This is a genomic window from Paenibacillus sp. JCM 18996 (genome assembly GCF_055392555.1).
Genome location: NZ_AP043884.1, coordinates 3590205 through 3606854 on the forward strand (window position 1 = coordinate 3590205; position 16650 = coordinate 3606854).

Sequence of the window (16650 nt, forward strand, 5' to 3'; positions counted from 1 at the left end):
GCACACCGGACAAAAAAACGGGAGTCCTATCAACATTTTTGCACAATATGATTTGCGGCTGTTTAACTTTCCTTATATATGGGTATAAATAATAGGTGTGCTAAACTACAATCTGGCATAGGTATATTTAAATTCTGGAGGTTGTTTATTAATGGAAACAGGAACAGTGAAATGGTTTAACGCGGAAAAAGGGTTTGGCTTTATCGAAAGAGAGGGCGGCGAGGATGTGTTTGTCCACTTCTCTGCCATCCAGGGTGAAGGCTTCAAATCGTTGGATGAAGGCCAACGTGTACAATTTGATGTCGTACAAGGCCAACGCGGTCCGCAAGCGGAGAACGTTGTGAAACTTTAAACCAACCCAATTGGCCTGTTCTTGCCGATGTGTCAAGAGCAGGCTTTTTCGTGTGCACAAAAAAAAAGAGCCCGGAAAGCTGCCTTCCCAAGCTCCTCTCGTTTATTGTTCAACCGGTTCCAACGTCTGTTTTTTCTGCAATTTACGAAGCCTTACCCTGGATATCCGCAAATTGTCCGTTTCCTCGACAACCAATTCAAAATCCTCGCTGCACTTCACTTGCTGTCCTTTGCTTGGAGGAATCTCTACTTTCGAATACATCCAACCGCCAATCGTGTCGTAATCTTCCGTATCTATCTCAAGTCCAAAATGTTCGTTTACAGTATCAATCAGCAGCAAGCCGTCAATGGAATAAGTATCATCAGGCAATTTTTCAATGCTTGCGCGTTCTTCGTCAAATTCGTCCTGTATTTCCCCCACAATTTCCTCGATAATATCCTCGACCGTGACCAGGCCTGAAGTGCCTCCGTACTCATCGATCAAAATAGCCATCTGTGACTTCTTCTTCTGCATAACCTTCAGCAGTTCGCTGATCTGCATAGATTCCGGTACATTCAGTATCGGTCTTATAATGGTTCTAATATCCTCAAGATCGGTGTATTTCAAAAGGTCTTTGATATGGACAAAACCGATGATGCTGTCTTTATCCGTTTCACAAATCGGAAATCTCGTATGCATTTCATCTAAAGCGGCCTGGCGCTGTTCTTCATAGCTGCTGTTCGCGTATAAACAAACCATTTCTGTCCGCGGAATCATAACTTCTCTAGCCGTAGTATCCGCAAAGTTAAATATATTATCAACAAGCTTCAATTCATTATTGTCAATGAAACCGCTCCTGTTGCTTTCCTTCATTAAAATCCGGATTTCTTCCTCCGTATGGGCTTGATCATGCTCTGCCGCCGGCTCGATTCCGGATAAGCGCAGCATCCAGTGGGACAAACCGTTCAGCATCCAGATAAACGGATACATGATTCTATACAGAAGCACCATCGGAGCCGCCGACAACATCGATACATTCTCCGCTTTTCGAATCGCGTACGTTTTGGGAAATTGTTCCCCTAAGGTGATATGGAATATAGTAATAAGAATGAAGCCGACTAAAAAGGAAACCGAATGAAGCCATACATCACTCAATCCCATCTTGATAAAAAGAGGCTCCAGCATTTTGGAGACAGTGGGCTCGCCGATCCATCCCAAACCAAGGGAAGCGAGCGTGATGCCGAGCTGGCAGGCGGATAAATAGGCGTCCAGATTGTTTAATATTTTCTTGGTGTATTTCGCGTTGCGGTGTCCTTCCTCTGCGAGCGAATCGATGCGGCTGCTCCTTACCTTAACCAAAGCGAATTCCGCGGCGACGAAGAAAGCGTTCAGCAGTACAAGAACCAGAACAATAACAAGATTTAACCAAATGGGTAACGGGTCGTTACTCAATAATATCCCTATCCGAGCCACGCGGCTGGACAGGTACACCTCCTTTAAATGTAAAATCCGGATTACGGCGCTCCCAGTTTAAGTTTGGACCATTTCACCGTCAATTTCCCAATGGACTCACCCCACAACATTTTTGCAGTATAAAATATCTTTATTATACAGGTTATTCGATTAGTATTCAAAAGAAGATATTTAATACTCTGCAATTTCTTTCAAATTCTGCACATTGAATAACCGGGCGTAAGCCCCATCCAGCCTCATCAATTGTTCATGGGTGCCTGTTTCTTTGATCTCCCCGTTCTCGATGAGTACGATCCGGTCGGCATGGGTAACGGTGGAAAGCCTGTGTGCGACAATGAGAGTGGTTCTGTCTTTAGCCAGCTTTTCCAGAGATTCCTGGATCAAGTGCTCAGACTCCAGATCCAGGGCAGAAGTGGCCTCGTCGAGTACAAGGATCCTGGGATCTTTAAGGAATACTCTCGCTATAGCCATCCTCTGTTTCTGTCCGCCGGACAGCTTGACGCCCCGTTCACCGATCTCGGTATCGTACCCATTCGGCAGGCTCTCGATAAAATCGTGCGCATTAGCCGCTATCGCCGCGCGAATGATCTCTTCCTCCGAAGCGCCGGGCTTTCCAAACAGGATATTCTCACGCACGCTGCCGCTAAATAAAATATTATCCTGGAGCACCATGCCGATCTGGTTTCTCAAGCTTTTGATTGTTATGTCCTTTATATCTGTCCCATCCAATAGAATCCTTCCCTGCTGGATATCGTAAAAGCGCGGGATCAGGCTGATCAGGGAGGATTTCCCCCCGCCGCTCATTCCCACAAAAGCCACCGTCTCTCCCGCCTGGATGTTTAGCCGTATATCTCTTAATACCCAGTCTTCCGAACCTTGATATTTAAAATAGACACGATCAAACTCAATTTCGCCTTTTACTTCGTTCACGCGCTTGGCGTGCGGGGCATCCGAAATATCGTAAGGCTCGTTCAAAAACTCAATGACACGCTCCAGCGAGGCCCCGGCTTGCGTCAGCTCGTTGGAAGAGTTGACGATGCGGCGAAGCGGACTGTACAGACGGTCCAAATAAGCGAAAAAGGCGACAAATGCACCTAAAGTGAGGTGCCCCTGGATCACCTGGTAACCGCCATAGGACAAAACCAATAAAGGAGCTACATCTGTCAGCGTGTTGATAACCGCATTGGTCCGGGCATTCCATTTGGTCAAAGCCAGCGCTTTTTTCAGGAAATTGCCGTTTTTCTCGCCGAACCTTTCTCTTTCCACTTTTTCCAGCGTAAAGCTCTTGATCACCGGAATTCCGTTCACCCGTTCATAAAGATATCCCTGCATTTCCGCTAGTGCCTGAGACCTTGACTTGGACAGTTTCTTCAAATTCCTGTACAGCTTCTTGACGGAGAAAGCATAAAAGGGGAAAACAGCCAGGGCCGCCAGCGTTAATCCAAAATCCATATGGAACATAAAGCCGACGGCAATCGACAAGGTAAATAAATCAAGCCAGACATTCATCATGCCGGTTTCGACTATGCTTTTCGTTTGCTCCGCATCGTTGATCATCCGGGAGATGATTTCACCCGTTTTATGATTGTGATAGTACCTCAGAGACAGCTTTTGGATATGCTCGTACAGCCGGTTGCGCAGATCATAAAGAATTCTGCTCGTCGTCAGCTGGGCAAAATATTGCCTCATGTACTCGATAGGGGCCCTCACCACTACAAACAGCGCAAAGGCACCCAGCATCACGTAAGCCAGCTTTTGCGTCTTGACTGCGGCGGGCATTGGACCGAGCAGTAAATCATCGACCACATATTTCATAATCACTGGCAATGTAAGCGGGATCCCGAATTTGATCATTCCGATGATGACGGTTATCAGCACAAGCCTCCAGTAGGGCTTTACAAACGTAAGGTAGGTTTTAAAGCTGGACATAGGGTAGGTTACTCCTTTAAAAATGGCCGGTAGTTGGAAAAGCAGCAAGAAAAACAAGAATAACGCCCCGACAAGGCGTTAATTGCTTTCGCTGATCCCGCAAGACTTCTTTCGTGAACTCTCGAGATGACAGTCCGACCATTGTGTTGTCTTATCTCGCAGGGCTTACTCGTGAATTCTCGTTGTATCTGCTCTCCGTCAAGTATAACGCCCATAGCCTCACAATGAAAGATCGATGTGCAATTTTCCAAGAATAAGCTCCTTCAGAGATATAGCGAGAAGAGCACAAGTGAAAGAGAACAGGGGAATGGGGACGCTTCTTCTCCCTCACACAAACGGCGGTTCCCACGATTTCTTGCGCCATCCGATTCGCTCGGAAATGACATTCATCTCCCGGTCAAGCCGCACGTCGACACCGAAGGGAAGCTTGCGCCCATAGCTGAAACGGACGTCGCTCCAGCTCACTTCATAGCCGTCCGCTACTTCCTTGCAGGTGACATGGATGCGCTGCGCGAATCTGAGGAAAGCCCGGACCCCGTCAATTCCCATCGTAGCGAGGATAATTGTATTCTTCTCTTCCTTAGGGTACGAGGCTTCCAGCTGGATCTGCCTATGAATGATTTTGCCCGTATAAAAGCAATCCTCCGATTCGATCACGAACTGCCAATGGAACCAATGGAAGCTTGGGAGGACATGACAAATGCCCGATATCTGAAGCTCCTTTGCCACCCGGTTGACCAGAACATAATGCTGCCATGACCTGAGCAGGATATAACAAAAGCTGATCCCGTAGATCCAAGGAAATATAACAGCCGGATTATATCCGTATAAGAACCAGAGCACTAATCCTGCACAATGCAGCACAAACAAGAAGGGCTCAAAAATCGCGAGGATATCCAGATGGACCCATTGCGCTGAAAACGGACGGGTGCTTTGCACTCCGTAAGAGTTGAGCGTATCGAGCAGCACATGCAGAACAACCGAGAGGAAGATCCATAAATATAAAACAAACCAATGCTGCAGCACGCCAAATCCGAAACCAAGCGGCAGGGCAATGAGGGCGGGCCATATAAACAAGGCGGGGATGGAATGAGTAATCCCCCGATGATATTGGATATAGGCCGCAAAACCTTTTACCCTCAACACAGTGTCAAAATCCGGGGCATGCGATCCGATTAAAGTCCCCGTAAGCACGGCATTCGCCAAATTCGGATCTTGTACCAGGGCAGGGTCGACATACGCCAGTCCAGCCAGCGTCGCGCCGAGCACCAAATGACTCGCTGTGTCCATCACGATCTCCTCCTTATTGTTCATGAGCGAGTATCAAAACTGAACCGTATCTTTTTTAAGCCACACAGTGTCCTGATCCTCTGCCAGTTCTTTCCCGCCGCCCTCGGGCTGCCACCGTTCCTCCGCGTTGAACCAGTAAAACCATTGATCCGGCACCAGAGCTATCGCATCTTCCAAGGTTTTGTTCAGCCTGTTTGTCGCCTCGGATCTTTGATGGCGTTCGAACTCTTCGTGCAGATGCAGCGGTTTGCCGAATACCAGCTTGTGATTAAAGCCGTCGCTTCGGCAGCCGTAAAATGGAATGACAGGCGCCTGCTGCTCCAAAGCCAACACTGCGGCTCCCATGGGACTCCGTGTGGGCTTGCCGAATAACGTGGACGGCGGGAAATTGGGGCGATAGAAATCGCCAAGCAGTAAGACGACTCCATTTTCCTGCAGGTGCCCGCGCAGTTTGCGCATCATCTGCAGTGGAGGCGTGATATCGTAATCGAGTCCTTTACAGCCCATCTGCTCAAACCTCAAGTAGATGGGCCGGAGCTCCTGGCTTTGCGCGGTTGCAACCGTCATGCAGCGAAATTTTTGCGATAAATGCCAGTAGTAATAGAAGAAGTTGCCGGTATGCGGCGTGAAGATGATCGCGCCTTTTCCTTGGCTTAACGCTTGTTTCAGAAAGGCTTCCCCTTCCGATGTGAACCTTGGCTTCGATTTATTAGGCTGCGCGGCGGGAGAATCGATAAGAAGTTCATACATGGTCGCACAAAGGTTGAAAAAGTAATTCCTGGTGCCGCGGCGAACGTCGTCATGGTCCAGGCTCTTCAGCGTCTCCTGCATGTTATCCATCACCCGTGCCTTAAGTTTACCGGCGCATAGAAGCATCACCCGGCTTATAATAAAACAGGCCATGAGCACAACGGGCCGTGGAATCAGCAGACGCACCCATTTTAACAGACGTTCGCTTTCCGTCATTTTTCCGATCCAGTCGTACAACCTTATCCCCCGTCCTCGGTCATGCTTCTTTTCCAAGAAAACGCCGCTTATATTTACCGGCTATTTTGTCGGCTTCCAACACGATAAAAAAGTCGGTCGTATCGAACGCAGGGTCATATGCCGGCTCCCCGCCGATTTCCGCTCCCAGCCAGCAGTATCCTTTTAACAGGGGAGGAAGCCTGCGGTACATTTCTTTCTCGTTCAAGTCCATAGGGAGCAGGCTTAAGCCTTGCACCCGGTGAGTGTCAAGCGGCCGGATGCCGAAGCGGTCCGTGATCATTCCGCTCTTTGCCAGCATGCTGTAAACCTCGTTCGTCTCCTGTGTGCCGCTGGAATGGAGGCTCGCGCAGCCGATCAAATAGCGGTATCCTTCTTTGCGTATATAATCCGCAATCCCTTCCCACAGCATCTGGATGGCCCTGCCGTTCCGGTAATCGCTTGCAACACAGCTTCGGCCGAGCTCCAGGCTGTTCCATTTGCTGCCGGAAAAAGACGTCAGATCAAATTCGGTCTCCGAATAAAAGCCTCCGTTTTGCAGAGCTCTGCGCCCCGGAAGCAATCGATATGTTCCAACGACCCTGCCCGCGTTTAAATCTTCAACGATAAGATGGTCGCAGTATTCATCGTAAGCGTCGCGCTCCAATCCGGTGTCCGTGATCAAGTTCGTATTTCCTTCCTCTTCCACAAACACCTCATAGCGCAGCCGAAACGCCTGCTCTATTTCATCCGTGCGCTCTGCAAGCCTCACCACAAGGGGGTTCTGCTGCTGCTTCAAAATTTCGGCAGGTTTGCTCATCGGGTCACTCACCTTTCCATAACAGATATACAGGTATACTAAAATTAAGTTATTGCAAATTCATTGTAGCTTTCTAGGTTTAACACGGTGTTATTGGAATGTTAATTTTTTGTATATTCGGGAATGGCCGGGATCGTTTTTGAGCATCTTAATCAGATAACGGTACAGAAAGGTTTGTTGGGATGGGTACAATAGGTATAGCATTAGGGGGAGGCGGAGTGGCGGGAACCGCCCACATTGGAGTATTATCCGCACTCGAGGAGGCCGGGATCCGGATCGATTACATTGCGGGCGCAAGCTCCGGTGCGATGGTCGCCGCGTTGTATTCGTACGGCTACACCTCATCCGAGTTAATGGAGTTTATTCCGGCCTTCAGCAATAAATACCTCGATTACGACTATATCAATTTTATCTCGAGATTTGTTAATTTCGGCAGTAAAATCAAAGGGTTTATCAAAGGGGAACGAATCCGGGCTTTCATCGCGGGCAAAACCGGACATGCTCAGATGACCGATTTGAAACTTCCGGTCTGTATCACCGCTACGGATTTAAGGCACGCAAAGCAGGTATTATTCGTCTCAAGGCCTTTAAAATATGATTGCGAAGATGTGGATATCATACCAGAGATCGGAGTGGCCGATGCCGTAAGGGCCAGCTTGTCGATACCGGTTCTGTTCAAACCGTTTGTGTTCGGGGACAGGGTGCTTATTGACGGAGGACTTATGGACAATTGCCCGGTTGCCGCGGTGCGCGCTTTGGGCGCGGAGCAGGTGATTGCGGTGGATCTTGTGTGCCCCGATCCGGTTGATATGCCGTTCGACTCTTTAAGGTCGATTATAGCCCGGACGGTGACCATCAACCTGGCGATTAAAGCCAAACACAATACAATGCAGGCGAATATCGTCCTGAAGCCGGAGGTCGGCTCGGTGGGAGTGTTCGATTTTTCCAAGCTGGGCAACTGTGTCGAAAAAGGGTATGAATATACCCGGGGCCGGATCAATCAGATCAAAGAGGCGCTGGAAAAGGACCCGGTGGGGGTATTGTGATGTTTAGCGGGCCATTGTTCCAGTAAAAATATAAGAAGGCTGTTGCTCAAGAAAATTCATCTTCTTGAGCAACAGCCTTCTTTTTTAAGTATAGGTTATTGAGCGCCGTCCACGGTTTCTCCATCCGCCGCTTTCGGATCGTTCGCCTGCTTGTCTTTCCAAACGGTGGTTACCTGCTTCTGGATCCGCGCTTTTTCTTTATCCAGCAGTGAGTTTACCAATTGATCTTCACTGACTCCTTTATCCTGTCCGATTTGGGACAAGGTTTTACCAGCCTTCAGCTGCATAAGCAGATCCTGCTGAGTCATTCCTAGGATGGAGGCTGCTTCATTTAAATTACCTTTCCCTTCGCGGCCTTCTCGTCCAAATTCACCCCGTCCGGCGAATCCCTTTTGATCCACTTCCTTGGTGATATGGTCCACAAGGTTGGCTTTCTTTTGATCGGCCTGCGCTTGAGTGATTTTACCGGCTTTCATCGCATCATCTGTTTCAGTCGTTTCCTGGCTCACGAGCAGATCAATCACCTGCTGCTTGTCAATTCCTGCGTCAGCCGCGAGATCTGCGAGAGATTTTCCGGCCTTCAGCTGTTCCTTCAGCTTCACAGAGTCAATTTTCAGCAGTGAAAGCAGCTGTGCATTTTGCTGTTCGTCGTGTTTGAAGCCTTCGCCGTGATGGCGGCCTTTTGGGCCCTGGTCCTGGGCTGCATTTGAAGCGGACTGTGTTCCGGCAGCAGGTGGGGCAGTATTCGTGTTCGATTGGGCAAAAACGGAACCGGACATAGCGAGTGTCAGACCTAATGCGATAGGCAGCAATTTTTTGTTCATTTTACATCACTCCTCTAATAATTTGGTTTGTTTCACGGCTGCACCATCAATATAGCCCGGTTTGGTGAAAATACGGTGAAAAGCGCACGGGAATGCAGAACAATTTTGCCAAGGGAAAATTAATTCTATTTAAAGGTTGTCTTTATGTTCTTTTCATCCGGGGCCGGTATAATGGTGCAACAAACTTGCCAACTAAGCCCAGAAAATTACGTATAACTGCGAAGCTGATGCCGGGATAGTTTGCGGGGAGCCCCATATAAAAGGAGACTGATGTTGCATGAATATACTGCTCGCGGAAGATGATAAGCGGTTGGGAGAATTGATGGTGCACATGCTGAAGAAAAAGGGCGTAAACACGGTGGATTGGGTCACCGACGGCGAAGACGCCTATGATTATACGGTCGCGGCCCATTATGACGTGGTCATTCTGGACTGGATGATGCCCGGATGCGAAGGGGTCGGCGTGTGCCGCCGTTTGCGCAAAGAAGGTTACTCGGGGGCCACTCTGCTGCTGACGGCGAAAGACGCTCTGGACGAGCGGGTGGTGGGGCTCGAATCCGGGGCGGACGATTATTTGGTGAAGCCTTTTGAATTTGAGGAGCTGTGGGCCAGACTGAGGGCTTTGAGCCGCCGGAATTATGCCCCCATTATAGAAGAAGAGGTACATATCGAAGATCTAGTGCTGCATCGAAGCAGCCATACGATCAGCCGCCAAGGGCACAAAACGGAATTAAGCCCGCGGGAGTTTCATCTTCTTGACCTGCTAGTGCAGAATAAAGGACATGCTTTGCCGCGTGAGCTTATTCTCGACCGGGTATGGGGGCTGGATTCGGAAGTATCGGCCAAAATCGTCGACGCCACGGTCAAACTGCTGCGCAAAAAGCTGATCGGCTACGGCAAACAAGATTTGATCAAAAGCATTCGCGGGGTGGGATATAAACTTGAAATTTAATATGGTTTCCCGTATTCGGCGAGGGCTCGCCAAAGATTTATTCATACGTACGCAAAACCGGCTGACGCTTCTGTACACCGGGCTGCTGACGGTTTTTTTGTTCCTGTTCATCATAATTGTGTATTTGCTGCTTCACACGGTCGTCTCGAACCAGCAGAAGGACGATATACGCATGCTGGCCGATCAGGAAGCTAACGTTATCCGTGATTATTGGACACATACCAAGGGAAGGAACCACTTCGAAGTGGACGATCCGAATCTTGTGATCACGGGAAACAATCAGCTGTTTTATTATGTGCTGGGCCCTGACGGCCAATTGATCGGAGGCGCGGAAATCTTCGGCAGGCAGCGTCCGGAGCTTCTGCACCTTGTTCAGCAGTGGGAGCCTGACCGCAGTGAGTTTCAATTCGGGACTCTGAAGTTAGGCGGCCGCGGGAATGAGGAGGACGGCAGAAGATTGGGGCCGCCGGACAAGCAGGATATCCAATTCATTATGACCGCCCGTCCGATCATGATCGGCGAACAGTTGGCAGGCACTCTCTATGTCGGCAATAATATTTCTTCCACTTCCAGATTGTTTCAGTGGCTGCTGATCATTCTGGTGGGATTGGCTGTGATTTTCTCGGTGGCTGCGTTGTGGGTCGGCCGTTTTATGTCGCGCAAGGCCATGATCCCGATTGTCCGGTCCTATACACGGCAGCGTGAATTCGTCGCAGACGCGTCGCATGAACTTCGGACGCCGCTCAGCGTACTGCTGTCCTCGATCAATACGCTTGAAATGGAAGAAGAGGGGCGGGACGAGTTCTCCCGAGGGCTGCTCTCCAACATGAAGGATGAGGTGAAGCGTATGGCCAAGCTGGTCGGAGACCTTCTGCTGCTGGCCCGATCCGATTCCGGCAAGCTGGAGCTTGCAATGGAAACGGGCGACTTCCGGCCTCACGCCGAAAAGACCCTGCAGTCCATGGCAGCTCTTGCCGCATCCAAAGAAATCTCTATGCAGCTGCGCGCTCCCAAGAAGGTTATGGTGCGTGCCGATTTCGGGAAGCTGAACCAAGTGCTGTACATTTTGCTGGATAATGCGATCAAGTACACGCCGGAAAACGGGGAAGTGAAGATTGGGCTTGCCGTTGTAAACGCCGAAAAACGTCCCGTCCTGCACATGTCGGTGGAGGATTCGGGGCCGGGGATTGCTCCGGAGGACCGTGAGAGAATTTTCGACCGGTTTTATCGGGCGGACAAATCCCGTTCCCGCGACCAGGGAGGGCACGGTCTGGGGCTGGCGATCGCGAAATGGATTGTAGAGGCGCACAGGGGCAGGATCTCAGTCACCGGAGCTCCGGCGCGGGGCAGCCTTTTTACCGTCACCGTGCCTCTGCAGCAAGCAGCTGAATCTGCGGCATTGCAGTGAAGGACAAGAAGGACACAAATTGACAAACAGGGATCCGTCATAAGTATTGTAGCCGCGGCATTGCTGTGGGGAAAAAAAGAAGTATTGCGCGTCGAAAAACACAGTTGCCTTTTCACCGTCATTTCACCATTCTGCCGTACATTTGGTTTTGTAAGGACAAGCCATTTACACGGCAAGGAGGTGAAAGAGATGAATGGAAGGTATAAAAGATGGATGCTGGCCGGGCTGCTTTTTTTAATCTGCGGTGCAGTGCTGTTAGTGGTTATGAATATGGCTGAAGTGCATTCGCATACAGGGGAAATGGCCCGGCAATACGGAGCCTTGGACGAGGGCCACAGCACCGCAGAGATGTTTAGACACGGTCACCAGGGATACAGAGAAAATGTTCACGCGGAGATGGGACACTATGGACAACATGAAGAAGGTGCCGGAATCATAGCGGTCGCTGCGCAAATAGGCCTTCTGCTGCTGGGACTGTTCCTCTGGAGAATATCCGGCCGGTCGGAATTCCGCAAATGGACCGGCATACTGCTTACTGCCGCAGGCGTGGTTACACTGCTTCCGATCGTGATCGCTCTTCCGGTGCTCGCTTTGATGGCTTATTTCATTTATAAATTGACCCGTAACAGCGGTGAGTCGGCAGCGGTGGATGCGCCTTATTTTTACGAGGCGAAAACATATCCGGATTTTCTTGACGAGTGGGAACAGAAGGCCAACAAGGCAGGCAACGAATCTGAGAAGAATGAGTCAAACCATAAGGGGGAATAGAAAATGGGAATTTTTAAACGTATGCAAAATATTGTCACCGCGGATATACACAATCTGCTGGATAAGGCGGAAGATCCCGTCAGCATGCTGAAGCTTTACACACGGGAGCTCGAGGAGCAGATGGCAAAGGCGCAGGAAGCGCTGGCCAATCAGCTGTTTGCGGAAAGAAAGCTGGACGCGCTGATCGGCGAGACCGAGAAAACTATCGCGAAGCGTACCCGTCAAGCAGAGCTTGCGGTCGACCGCGAGGAAGACAACATTGCCGAGATGGCACTGCAGGACCGGATCAGCCATGAAAAAAGGCTGGTTGCTTATCAAAGCCAACGTGAAGCGCTTCAAAGCCAGGTCACTACATTGACCGAGCAGTTCAAAAAGCTCAAAGAGGCTCACGCCGAACTGCAGTATAAGGAGCTCGTCCTTACTTCCAGACTGAACGCGGCCCGTACGATACAAGAGACCAACGCGTCGCTGCGATCTTTCTCAGCCGACAGGCTGCTGAAAGAATGCTCGAGGCTGGAAGCGAGAGTATGGCGGATGGAAGCCGGAGCCGAAGCCAGCGAGCGGGCGCACCGCACGCTGAACGGCGCGTATGACGATGAGAAGGTTAAGGTTGAAGTGCAGTCGGCTTTGCGGGAGTTGAAAGAGGCGAAGGCTCGGTAGGGTAAAAGAGGTTAATTAGTTACCGAATGGTACAGTAGGATTTCTAAATGCAAGACCATGAAAATGCACCTAGCGTCTTGGTATTTTTGGTTGCAGGCTACTTCCAATTTTACCAAGTCCGCGCTGGTGTATTTTTGTTTTTTTAAGAGAAGTATTAAGTTTAAAGTTGTACGCTTCCTTGATCTTTTTTTCCTAGAAATTAAGCCAGTATACCTCAGCACGCCTAGCGATTGGGAGTACAGTTCCTTGGCTAGTTCAAGATCTTTCCTCTCTTCTAATCGGATTACACTTGCTCCCTTCACATTACCCACCCTTCTCCATCACATATACCGATTCTGGGTTATGGATATATTCATCTAGGAAATAGGGGCTATGTGTCGTCATAATGACCTGGGTTTTCACTCCTTTAAGCATGGTTAATTCAAGGACAACTGCAACAAGCTCCCTTAAATCATTCTTCTTTGCTATCTTCGTGGAGAACGATTTCTTTCCATCCCCATCCTTTTCCGCCTTTGATGGAGGTCAGCGGGGTTACTTTGTGTTTTCATCTTAATAAAACCTTTACGTGCAGTTAACGAAAAGCGGTCGATAGGTCGATTGGGCGAGTTTTATAATGGGTAACAGAAAGATCGTTAAACCGGTTTAATGAATTGAAAAAGCAAGCGGCAGGAGGGACACGATGGCCAGAATAGATGATGTCGCGAAAGCGGCCGGCGTGTCCAAAGGGACGGTTTCCAGTGTGTTCAGCAGGAAGAGACCGATCAGCCGGGAGGTGACGGAACGGGTTCTTGAGGTGGCGCGGGAGCTGGGATATTACCCCAACCATTTGGCGCGCAGCTTGGCCATTCGCAAAACAATGATCGCCGGCTTGAAGATGCCGCTGTCCAAGGACGGCGCGCTGTCCGGATTTGAGATCCAGATGATCAACGGGGTTACTAAGGAACTGTCCAAGGAGGGCTATCGGGTGCTGCTCGATACGCTGCCCGAAGATGACGATCCGGTCTCTTTCTCCATCGATCCCGTGGACGGAGTCATACTGATGAATCCGACCAAGGAAGACCGGAGAATTGCCCGTTTGACTCAGATGGGGATCCCGCTTGTCCTTGTCGGCAGGCCCGATCCTTTGGACTCCACGATCTCATATGTCGACAACGATAACGAAAGGTTGGCTTACGAGGTCGGTCTGCATCTGCTGGAACAAGGGCATACGAAGGTACTGTTCTTAAACGCTTCTCAAGGCATGACGGTTGCGGCGGATCGGGAAAGCGGATTGATGCGTGCTTTTGCCGAACGGGGAGTGCCGTTTAACCGGGAGCTTGTGCTCCATTATTCACGGGCCGTCCACAGCAACAGCACCGATTATGGCCGTATGGCACTGCACGAGGCTTACAGCGGTCTGGATTTTACAGCGGTAATTGCGGATACGGACCGTGTGGCGCTTGGTGTCTACCATGCGGCCCGGCAGCTTGGCCTTTCGATTCCGGAGCGGCTGTCCGTTATTGCGCTGAGCAATGACGCCCGTCTGGCGCAGGAAATGGCGCCCAAGCTGACGACGGTGGATTTGTTTGGGGAAGCATTGGGTATGGAAGCGGCCGGTCTTTTAGTGCAGCTGATGAAGGGAACCGGCGCCGTAGAGCGCCGCATCCTTGACGCGAGGCTTATCGTGCGGGATTCAAGCCGTAATTGATTTTAGTTCACTACATACAGGAGGATTATCCATGAACACAAACCGTAAAGTGCTGGGCGCCCTAATGGCTTCAGTTATGTTCGGCGGAGTACTCACAGGCTGCGGCAATTCGACTAATGGAGCGCAGCAGTCCGACACAACCAAAAAAGAGGACCGCTCCCTGCACATCATTGCCGGAGTTGTCGGGGGCAAGACGCCTGACGAGAATACGCTTTTCGAGAAAGAGATCGAGCGCCTCACCGGCATTAAAACAAAGCTGGACCATCCTGCCTCCGACTTCGACCAGAAGCTGCTTACGGCTATATCAAGCGGCGAGAAGTTCGACCTCATCCAGACGAGCAAGGAAAGAATGAACACATTCATCGAGCAGGGCATTCTGACGCCTTTGACGGATCAGGTGAAGAACTCGAAGACACTGCAGGATCCGAACGTGATCCCTACCCAGGAGTGGGACCAGGTCCGCACCAAGGACGGCAAAATTTACGGCGTATTCACCAAGTTCCAGGGCGGCACCATGCCGATCGTGCGCAAGGACTGGCTGAAGAAGCTGAACCTTGAAGAACCGAAAACTCTGGACGACTATTATAAAGTGCTGAAAGCTTTCACGGAACAGGATCCGGACGGCAACGGCAAAAAGGACACTTATGGGTTGTCGACCGCGGGAATGTATGAGCTGCAGGGCTTTTTCAGCGCCGCAGGCTTGAAGCAGCGTTATGTGGAAAAGGACGGAAAGCTGGATGTGCCGTACTCCACGGACGCCGCCATTCCGGTCTACGAGTGGCTTGCAAAGCTGTATAAAGAAGGCATCCTCGATCCGAATTTCGCAACTAACGACTCCGGCAAAATGCGCAACCTCTTTCTCACGGATCGTGTGGGCATGATCACTTACTGGGACGCTTGGGTCGGCATGTTCAACAACACCCGCAAGGAGCAGGATCCTAATACGGCCTTTGAGGCCAAAGGGCTGCCGGGTGCTGTCGGTCCGGACGGGAAAAATATGCTGCGGCGCGGAGATCCTGACGTTTGGGTGATACCGTACAATGCGGAACATCCGAAGACTGCGTTCGAGTTTATCGAGTGGTGGCACTCGAAGGACGGCATTATGCTGGGAAGCTTGGGGATCAAGGATAACGACTACACGGAAAAAGACGGCAAGTACGAGCTGACCAAAACCGGCAAAGATCACGGCATGGACCACGGGGTTCCTTTCTGGTACAACAAAAACGTCCAACCTCCGTTCGGCAAGCTTCCTGGTGTGCAGGAAGCGCAGGATCTGGTCACCAAATACGGTTCACTGGAGCTCACTCCTCCGAAATGGAAAGACGCCGAAAAGATTATCAACGACTACTCATTCAAGGCGATTCAAGGCCAGATGCCGGCTGCCGAAGCGGTGAAAAAAATGCGTGAAGAGCTGAAAGCAAATAAACTGATCGATTAAGAAGTGATCTTTCACAAGGGAGGGAGTATGTTTGCGAAGTCTCGCCGGGAAGGGGGACAATGCGGACATGCTCCCGTCTCATGTTTTTGCAGTGGGAATGCCTTGAGGAGGGATTTTCGCTATTACTTTGCGGGGATCCGAAACAATAAACTTATTTTCTAATAAAGGCGGTGACTCCTTCTGAAAGCGGTATTGAAATACAAAATGCTGTACCTGATGATGTTGCCCGTTATGGCGTATTTCCTTGTTTTTTCCTATTATCCTTTGGTGCGCGGCTTCATCATTTCGTTCCAGAATTTCCGGCTGATCGGGAACCGCCCTTTTGTCGGCTTCGATAATTATATGTCAGTACTCAAGGACAAAGCGTTCTGGGACGCGCTTGAGAATACGCTGGTTATCGGTGGAGGGACGCTGGTTATCGGTTTTGTCATGCCTATCTTGCTCGCGCTGTCTTTAAACGAAGTGTTTGCCAAGTGGTTCAAAAAAATAACGCAGATGGTCGTCTATTTGCCGCATCTTTTTTCCTGGGTCGTAGTCGGGGGCATGTGGATTCTGATGCTTTCTCCGGATACGGGCATCGTCAATCAGATTATGAAGGCATTCGGGGCGGCGAAGCCAATCAGCTTCCTGTCCGTGGAGACGTACGGAAGATGGGTGATGGTGCTGACCTCCGTCTGGAAGGAGATGGGTTTCACTTGTATCCTGTATCTCGCGGCAATTATTGGGATCAATCCCTCTTTGTACGAAGCGGCCAGAATCGACGGAGCCGACCGCTGGCAGCTGGTCCGTTTTGTGACCCTCCCGCAGCTTGTTTCGACGATGAAAGTAGTGATCATTCTCAATGTGCTTGGCATCCTCAGAATGTTCGACCAGATTATGGTTATGCGCAATGGCGCTATTGCAAAGAAAGTAGATGTGGTCATGATGTATACGTATCAAAAAGGCATGTTAGAGTTTAAGGTCGGGACTGCGACGGCTGCAGGATTTTTGGTGATTCTGGCCACTTTCCTTCTGACGTTTGCCGTGCGGTTGCTGATTCGTTACGACGAGGAGTGATGAGG

Annotated in this window: 15 protein-coding genes; 9 read left to right on the forward strand and 6 right to left on the reverse strand. The window is 50.2% G+C overall.

From position 1 onward, the window contains the following. Window positions 1–151: 151 nt before the first annotated feature. Complete coding sequence (locus tag ACZ5N7_RS17630) at window positions 152–352, forward strand: cold-shock protein (RefSeq protein ID WP_464655925.1); 201 nt, start codon at window positions 152–154, stop codon at window positions 350–352. A 102-nt stretch (window positions 353–454) separates the two neighbouring features. On the opposite strand, the gene ACZ5N7_RS17635 is transcribed toward ACZ5N7_RS17630, so the two are convergent. The 5 genes from ACZ5N7_RS17635 to ACZ5N7_RS17655 form a co-directional block, all read right to left on the reverse strand. Further along, a complete protein-coding gene (locus ACZ5N7_RS17635) occupies window positions 455–1783 on the reverse strand; it encodes a hemolysin family protein (RefSeq protein ID WP_464655926.1) in 1329 nt (442 codons plus the stop codon). Window positions 1784–1975: 192 nt separating this feature from the next. Next, on the reverse strand, window positions 1976–3733 hold the full coding sequence (locus tag ACZ5N7_RS17640) for an ABC transporter ATP-binding protein (RefSeq protein ID WP_464655927.1): 1758 nt from the start codon (window positions 3731–3733) through the stop codon (window positions 1976–1978). Window positions 3734–4060: 327 nt separating this feature from the next. Beyond that, window positions 4061–5023, reverse strand: a complete 963-nt coding sequence (locus tag ACZ5N7_RS17645) for a metal-dependent hydrolase (RefSeq protein WP_464655928.1) — start codon at window positions 5021–5023, stop codon at window positions 4061–4063. 33 nt (window positions 5024–5056) lie between these two features. After that, entirely contained in the window at window positions 5057–6010 is a 954-nt protein-coding gene (locus ACZ5N7_RS17650; protein ID WP_464655929.1) for a lysophospholipid acyltransferase family protein, read from the reverse strand. Between the two features lie 19 nt (window positions 6011–6029). After that, complete coding sequence (locus ACZ5N7_RS17655; protein WP_464655930.1) at window positions 6030–6806, reverse strand: GNAT family N-acetyltransferase; 777 nt, start codon at window positions 6804–6806, stop codon at window positions 6030–6032. 182 nt (window positions 6807–6988) lie between these two features. On the opposite strand from ACZ5N7_RS17655, the gene ACZ5N7_RS17660 reads away from it, so the two are divergent. Further along, a complete protein-coding gene (locus ACZ5N7_RS17660; protein ID WP_464655931.1) occupies window positions 6989–7852 on the forward strand; it encodes a patatin-like phospholipase family protein in 864 nt (287 codons plus the stop codon). Between the two features lie 95 nt (window positions 7853–7947). On the opposite strand, the gene ACZ5N7_RS17665 is transcribed toward ACZ5N7_RS17660, so the two are convergent. Next, window positions 7948–8676 carry a hypothetical protein gene (locus ACZ5N7_RS17665; RefSeq protein ID WP_464655932.1) on the reverse strand — a complete coding sequence of 243 codons (729 nt, stop codon included), beginning with the start codon at window positions 8674–8676 and terminating at the stop codon, window positions 7948–7950. Window positions 8677–8953: 277 nt separating this feature from the next. Between ACZ5N7_RS17665 and ACZ5N7_RS17670 the strand changes: the two genes are divergently transcribed. From ACZ5N7_RS17670 to ACZ5N7_RS17700, 7 genes are all read left to right on the forward strand, one after another. Then, the gene (locus ACZ5N7_RS17670; RefSeq protein ID WP_464655933.1) at window positions 8954–9628 is read left to right on the forward strand and encodes a response regulator transcription factor; all 675 of its coding nucleotides are present in this window, start codon (window positions 8954–8956) and stop codon (window positions 9626–9628) included. Further along, the gene (locus tag ACZ5N7_RS17675; RefSeq protein WP_464655934.1) at window positions 9618–11036 is read left to right on the forward strand and encodes a sensor histidine kinase; all 1419 of its coding nucleotides are present in this window, start codon (window positions 9618–9620) and stop codon (window positions 11034–11036) included. The genes ACZ5N7_RS17670 and ACZ5N7_RS17675 overlap by 11 nt, the downstream gene beginning before the upstream one ends. A 189-nt stretch (window positions 11037–11225) precedes the next feature. Further along, the gene (locus tag ACZ5N7_RS17680; protein ID WP_464655935.1) at window positions 11226–11804 is read left to right on the forward strand and encodes a hypothetical protein; all 579 of its coding nucleotides are present in this window, start codon (window positions 11226–11228) and stop codon (window positions 11802–11804) included. Between the two features lie 3 nt (window positions 11805–11807). Beyond that, window positions 11808–12464 carry a PspA/IM30 family protein gene (locus ACZ5N7_RS17685; RefSeq protein ID WP_464655936.1) on the forward strand — a complete coding sequence of 219 codons (657 nt, stop codon included), beginning with the start codon at window positions 11808–11810 and terminating at the stop codon, window positions 12462–12464. Window positions 12465–13143: 679 nt separating this feature from the next. Further along, entirely contained in the window at window positions 13144–14151 is a 1008-nt protein-coding gene (locus tag ACZ5N7_RS17690) for a LacI family DNA-binding transcriptional regulator (protein WP_464655937.1), read from the forward strand. A 31-nt stretch (window positions 14152–14182) separates the two neighbouring features. Next, complete coding sequence (locus tag ACZ5N7_RS17695; protein ID WP_464655938.1) at window positions 14183–15589, forward strand: extracellular solute-binding protein; 1407 nt, start codon at window positions 14183–14185, stop codon at window positions 15587–15589. A gap of 192 nt (window positions 15590–15781) precedes the next feature. Continuing rightward, complete coding sequence (locus ACZ5N7_RS17700; RefSeq protein ID WP_464655939.1) at window positions 15782–16645, forward strand: ABC transporter permease subunit; 864 nt, start codon at window positions 15782–15784, stop codon at window positions 16643–16645. Window positions 16646–16650: the final 5 nt, after the last annotated feature.

What these genes read in the sequence shown, in the direction of transcription:
- ACZ5N7_RS17640 (WP_464655927.1), bottom strand. Translation starts at nt 3,733, where the DNA reads ATGTCCAGCTTTAAAACCTACCTTACGTTTGTAAAGCCCTACTGGAGG.
- ACZ5N7_RS17695 (WP_464655938.1), top strand. Translation starts at nt 14,183, where the DNA reads ATGAACACAAACCGTAAAGTGCTGGGCGCCCTAATGGCTTCAGTTATG.
- ACZ5N7_RS17630 (WP_464655925.1), top strand. Translation starts at nt 152, where the DNA reads ATGGAAACAGGAACAGTGAAATGGTTTAACGCGGAAAAAGGGTTTGGC.
- ACZ5N7_RS17645 (WP_464655928.1), bottom strand. Translation starts at nt 5,023, where the DNA reads ATGGACACAGCGAGTCATTTGGTGCTCGGCGCGACGCTGGCTGGACTG.
- ACZ5N7_RS17660 (WP_464655931.1), top strand. Translation starts at nt 6,989, where the DNA reads ATGGGTACAATAGGTATAGCATTAGGGGGAGGCGGAGTGGCGGGAACC.
- ACZ5N7_RS17670 (WP_464655933.1), top strand. Translation starts at nt 8,954, where the DNA reads ATGAATATACTGCTCGCGGAAGATGATAAGCGGTTGGGAGAATTGATG.
- ACZ5N7_RS17665 (WP_464655932.1), bottom strand. Translation starts at nt 8,676, where the DNA reads ATGAACAAAAAATTGCTGCCTATCGCATTAGGTCTGACACTCGCTATG.
- ACZ5N7_RS17690 (WP_464655937.1), top strand. Translation starts at nt 13,144, where the DNA reads ATGGCCAGAATAGATGATGTCGCGAAAGCGGCCGGCGTGTCCAAAGGG.
- ACZ5N7_RS17680 (WP_464655935.1), top strand. Translation starts at nt 11,226, where the DNA reads ATGAATGGAAGGTATAAAAGATGGATGCTGGCCGGGCTGCTTTTTTTA.
- ACZ5N7_RS17655 (WP_464655930.1), bottom strand. Translation starts at nt 6,806, where the DNA reads ATGAGCAAACCTGCCGAAATTTTGAAGCAGCAGCAGAACCCCCTTGTG.
- ACZ5N7_RS17685 (WP_464655936.1), top strand. Translation starts at nt 11,808, where the DNA reads ATGGGAATTTTTAAACGTATGCAAAATATTGTCACCGCGGATATACAC.